Here is a 294-nt window from a genome sequence, read left to right on the forward strand (position 1 = left end):
TTATAGTACGACGTGGTTTAAAAAGTTTTGCGTACGTTATGTAATATGGAACTTCAAAATGATAAAAGGGGAGTAGATGATGAAGAAAATATTGTTAGTAGCTATCGCTTGTATCATTATTGGAGTAATAGGGATTTCACAAACATATGAAAAAGCAGTGCAAACTGCAGAAGAAGGAAATAAAGAAGACGTAATTAAAAACGAAACACTAAAAAATATAGAAGTTAAGTTAGATGCTGGGGATATTGTTGTCCAAAAAACTCCCGACTCTTCTTTTTATGTAAAGGAATCAGG

At 32.3% G+C, this 294-nt stretch carries 1 pseudogene; it reads left to right on the forward strand.

Going from position 1 to position 294, the window contains the following annotated elements:
* Nucleotides 1-79: 79 nt before the first annotated feature.
* Nucleotides 80-294, forward strand: a pseudogene (locus tag ACSG5Z_RS31090) (DUF4097 family beta strand repeat-containing protein); the annotation flags it as partial.

Origin of the sequence: Bacillus pretiosus (genome assembly GCF_051294775.1) — a bacterium.
In the GTDB taxonomy this organism is placed as follows: domain Bacteria; phylum Bacillota; class Bacilli; order Bacillales; family Bacillaceae_G; genus Bacillus_A; species Bacillus_A wiedmannii.